This window comes from Rhodococcus sp. EPR-157, from assembly GCF_001647195.1.
Lineage (GTDB): Bacteria > Actinomycetota > Actinomycetes > Mycobacteriales > Mycobacteriaceae > Rhodococcoides.
The window spans coordinates 1-3,831 of the sequence record NZ_LVCV01000459.1; the positions used below are offsets into that span (position 1 = coordinate 1).

Annotated in this window: 5 protein-coding genes; 2 read left to right on the forward strand and 3 right to left on the reverse strand. The window is 63.6% G+C overall.

The features are described from left to right. Both A2J03_RS30110 and A2J03_RS21360 read left to right on the forward strand, forming a co-directional pair. A partial coding sequence (locus tag A2J03_RS30110; protein WP_156520499.1) for an alpha amylase C-terminal domain-containing protein occupies positions 1-142 on the forward strand: 142 nt, incomplete at its 5' end. Next, positions 143-1,615, forward strand: coding sequence for a metallopeptidase (locus tag A2J03_RS21360; protein ID WP_068378022.1), 1,473 nt, complete (start codon positions 143-145; stop codon positions 1,613-1,615). It begins immediately after the preceding gene. 1 nt (position 1,616) lies between these two features. On the opposite strand, the gene A2J03_RS21365 is transcribed toward A2J03_RS21360, so the two are convergent. From A2J03_RS21365 to A2J03_RS21375, 3 genes are all read right to left on the reverse strand, one after another. After that, positions 1,617-2,504 (reverse strand): tetratricopeptide repeat protein, encoded by an 888-nt coding sequence (locus A2J03_RS21365; protein ID WP_068378025.1) that lies wholly within the window; start codon positions 2,502-2,504, stop codon positions 1,617-1,619. Between the two features lie 176 nt (positions 2,505-2,680). Next, a complete protein-coding gene (locus tag A2J03_RS21370) occupies positions 2,681-3,049 on the reverse strand; it encodes a DUF3817 domain-containing protein (protein ID WP_197480900.1) in 369 nt (122 codons plus the stop codon). A gap of 91 nt (positions 3,050-3,140) precedes the next feature. Beyond that, positions 3,141-3,831 (reverse strand): acetyl-CoA C-acyltransferase (locus A2J03_RS21375; RefSeq protein ID WP_156520500.1); only part of this gene is annotated, 691 nt, incomplete at its 5' end.

The window sequence follows — 3,831 nt, forward strand, 5'->3', positions numbered from 1 at the left end:
GGATGCAACCTCGTACGGCGGCAGCGGAGTCGGCAATCTCGGAGAAGTGACGGCAACTTCGCACTCATGGCACGGCCGACCGGCGTCTGCGCAGGTCGCGCTGCCCGCCAACGGAGCGATCTGGATCAAACTGGAGCGATAGATGAGTGGCGGTCCTACCCGACGCAGCAGTCGTACGCGGCACGTACTGTGGGTGACAGCCCTCATCGCCACCTCGGCGTTGCTCAGCTCGTGCGCTCAGACCATCGACGGACGCGCGGTCTCGATCTACGACAACCCGTTCACCGTGGCCGGTCTGCCGGTCACGGACGGGCCGAGTGGGCCTCGTCCAGGAGTCAAGAACTCCTCACTCGACGTGCGCAACGCCGAGGGCACCGACTCCGACATCATTGCAACCAACGCCATCGACGACGTTCAGCAGTACTGGACGCAGACGTACCCCGAGTTGTTCGGCGGCCCGTTCACGCCCGTATCGGAGCTCATTTCGTGGGACGCCAGCGAGGACGAAGACGAGGGCATACGGTTCTGCGGGTTCCGTACCGGCGGCGTTCCGAACGCGGCGTACTGCACGAAAGACGACACCATCGGCTGGGATCGGACGATCCTGCTGCCCGCATTGATCGACGCGTTCGGACCGATGGCCGTCGTCATGGTCATCGCACACGAGTACGGCCATTCGGTGCAGCACCAGTCGGGACTCGTCGGCGACGACACTCCGACCATCGTGGCCGAGCAACAGGCCGATTGCTTCGCAGGTGCTTTCATCCGGCACGTCGCGGAAGACAGGTCCCCGCACTTCACCATCAACACCTCCAGCGGCCTCAACGACGTTCTGGCCGCGACGGTCTCCGTTCGAGATGTCGACCCCAACGATCCAGAGTCCGTGCACGGCTCGGCATTCGAACGAGTCACCGCCGTTCAGATCGGATTCACCGACGGAGCATCGGCATGTGTGAACATCGACGAGGACGAGATCGAGTCTCGCCGAGCCGATCTACCCCAGAAGTTCAGCGACGCCGACGACGACGGTGAACTGCCGATCACCACCGAATCACTCGAAGCTTTCGTGCGATCGTTCGAAAGCCTTCTGAAGCTCGACAACCCGCCGACCGTGTCGTACACCGGTAGCGACACCGACTGCCCCGAGGGCACCGCAACCGAGCCGGTCTCGTACTGCAGCACGACCAACACTCTCGGTGTCGACGTCGACGCACTCGCAGAACTCGGCACAGCCGAACGACCTCGACGCGGAGATGTAATCCCGCTCAACGTTTCCGGCGACTACAGCGCGTACGTACTGTTCGCGTCCCGTTACACCCTCGCGGTGCAGAACGCGGCCGGGCAGCCGCTGGACAATCCACAGACCGCACTCCGATCGGCGTGCCTGGCCGGTGTCATCACCGCCGGCCTGAGCTCCGAGAACCCGGAGGCCACCGACCTCGAAGTGTGGCTGTCTCCCGGCGATCTCGACGAAGCTGTGTCAGGACTGCTCAGCGACGGCCTCACCGCGAGCGACATCAACGGTGTGACGCTACCCAGCGGGTTCTCGCGTGTCGACGCGTTCCGCTCGGGTGTGCTGGGCGGACAGGACACCTGCAACGCCCGCTACCGCTAACTCAGTACAGCGCGGACGCCAACTTCCGACGAGCCGCGACCACGATGGGGTCCGCCGGATCGAACAATTCGAACAGCTCGAGCAGACGCGTTCGCAGCTGCGTCCGCTCTTCTCCGGCCGTGCGTTTGACGCCTGCAATGAGTCGAGCGAAGGCTGCTTCTGGGTTCTGTTGCGACAGTTCGACATCGGCGGCTTCGATTTGAGCTGCGACATCTGCCGGTGCTGCATCTGCCTTCGCCACAGCGTCGGCATCCACATTCTGTACACGTGCCAGGAACTTGATCTGCCTCAGCGCGGCCACCGCGTCCGTGTTGGCCGGTTCCGCGTCGATGATCGCCTGATACGCGGCGATTGCCGAGTCGAAGTCGCCCGCGTCGAGCGCTTCCTCAGCGGCGATCAGTCGTGGATCTTCTTCCTCGGGTTCGCTTTCGACCGGTTCGGCTCCGGGAGGTCCAGTGAGCTTTCCTGCAGTCGCCTGCTCGATCGCCTCGATCCACTTACGAAGCTGGTCATCGGACTGCGACCCCTGGAAGTCAGCGAGCGGCTGGCCACCGGCGACAGCAATGACCGTCGGGATGGCTTGGACGCCGAACGCCTGGGCGATCTGCGGGTTGCTGTCGACATCGATGCGGGCGTGAATCCACGTTCCGCCTGCCTCGACTGCCAGCTGGCCGAGCTGGCGAGTGAGCGCGACCGATTGAGGAGAGCGAGCCGACCCGAGATCGACGATGACGGGCACCTGCGACGAACGTCGAAGAACTTCCGCTTCGAATGTGGCAGTTGTCACATCGACGATCGGGGGTAATCCCCCACGACCGTCACCGGCTTCCGCAGCCGGCGGGGGTGCCGGCCGATCTTTCAACGCCGAGAGGTCGAAGGCACCCGCAATGGATGCGGGAACGGCAGCAGGCGGACGGGTTGACGAGCGAGGTCCGGGTCGAGTCACGCTCTACAGTTTGTCACTAACTCGGTTCCCTCACTACTGCCGAGGTCAGCTCCCGCCGGAGCTGGCCGTTCCGCAGGCTCCACTCCTGACCGACCCCGGTCATTCCGCAGGCTCCACTCCTAGGCGACGGGCTTGGTGAGTTCCGGCTCGGACGCACTGAGTTCCGCGAGCTTGCCGGTACGTGCGGCCCACACCTCGAACACGATCGTTCCGAACGGCGGCACACTCGCAATACCGGCGAGAAGAGTCGTGACGATGCTCCACCGGAGCTTCACAGCCGTTACGACGGTGATGACGAGATAGATGACGAACACCGCTCCGTGGATCGGTCCGAAGATTTTGACACCGATTTCGTTGCCGTCCGCGGGGATGTACTTGAACGCCATCCCGATGAGCAGCCCCAGCCAGGTGAGGGCCTCGAGGACTGCGATGAAGCGGAAACGCTTCGCGGTGGTGCTCAGGTCGAAGAAGTTCAGCATGACGACTATTGTGCCTGACCGACTACGACACGACGTAGTGGCTCTGATCTCACTCCACCGGCTCGATCAGAACCACTACCCCGTGTGTTCGCAGCCTCGTTTACTTCTTGGGGACTCGCAGGATCAGTGCATCACCCTGACCACCGCCACCGCACAACGCCGCCGCACCGACACCACCACCACGACGCGCCAACTCCAACGCCACATGCAACGCAATCCGCGCACCCGACATCCCCAACGGATGCCCGATCGCAATCGCACCACCATTGACATTGACCCGATCCTCCGCGATACCCAACTCACGCATCGACGCAATACCCACCGCAGCAAACGCCTCGTTGATCTCCACCACATCCAAATCCACCGGATCGACCCCCTCCCGCGCACACGCCTTCACAATCGCCCGCGCCGGCTGCGACTGCAACGACGAATCCGGACCCGCCACCACCCCATGCGCACCGATCTCCGCCAACCACTCGAGCCCCAAACTCTCCGCCTTCGCCCGACTCATCACCACCACCGCACACGCACCATCATTGATCGTCGACGCATTACCCGCCGTGATCGTCCCCGACGCACTGAACGCCGGACGCAACCTCCCCAACGACTCCACCGTCGTATCCGCGCGGATCCCCTCATCCTGCGCAAACACCACCGGATCACCCTTACGCTGCGGAATCTCTACCGACACCACCTCATCGTCGAACACCCCGTTCTTCCACGCCGCAGCCGCACGCTGATGCGACGCCGCCGCGAACGCATCCTGCTCCTCACGACTACACGCAACCGCA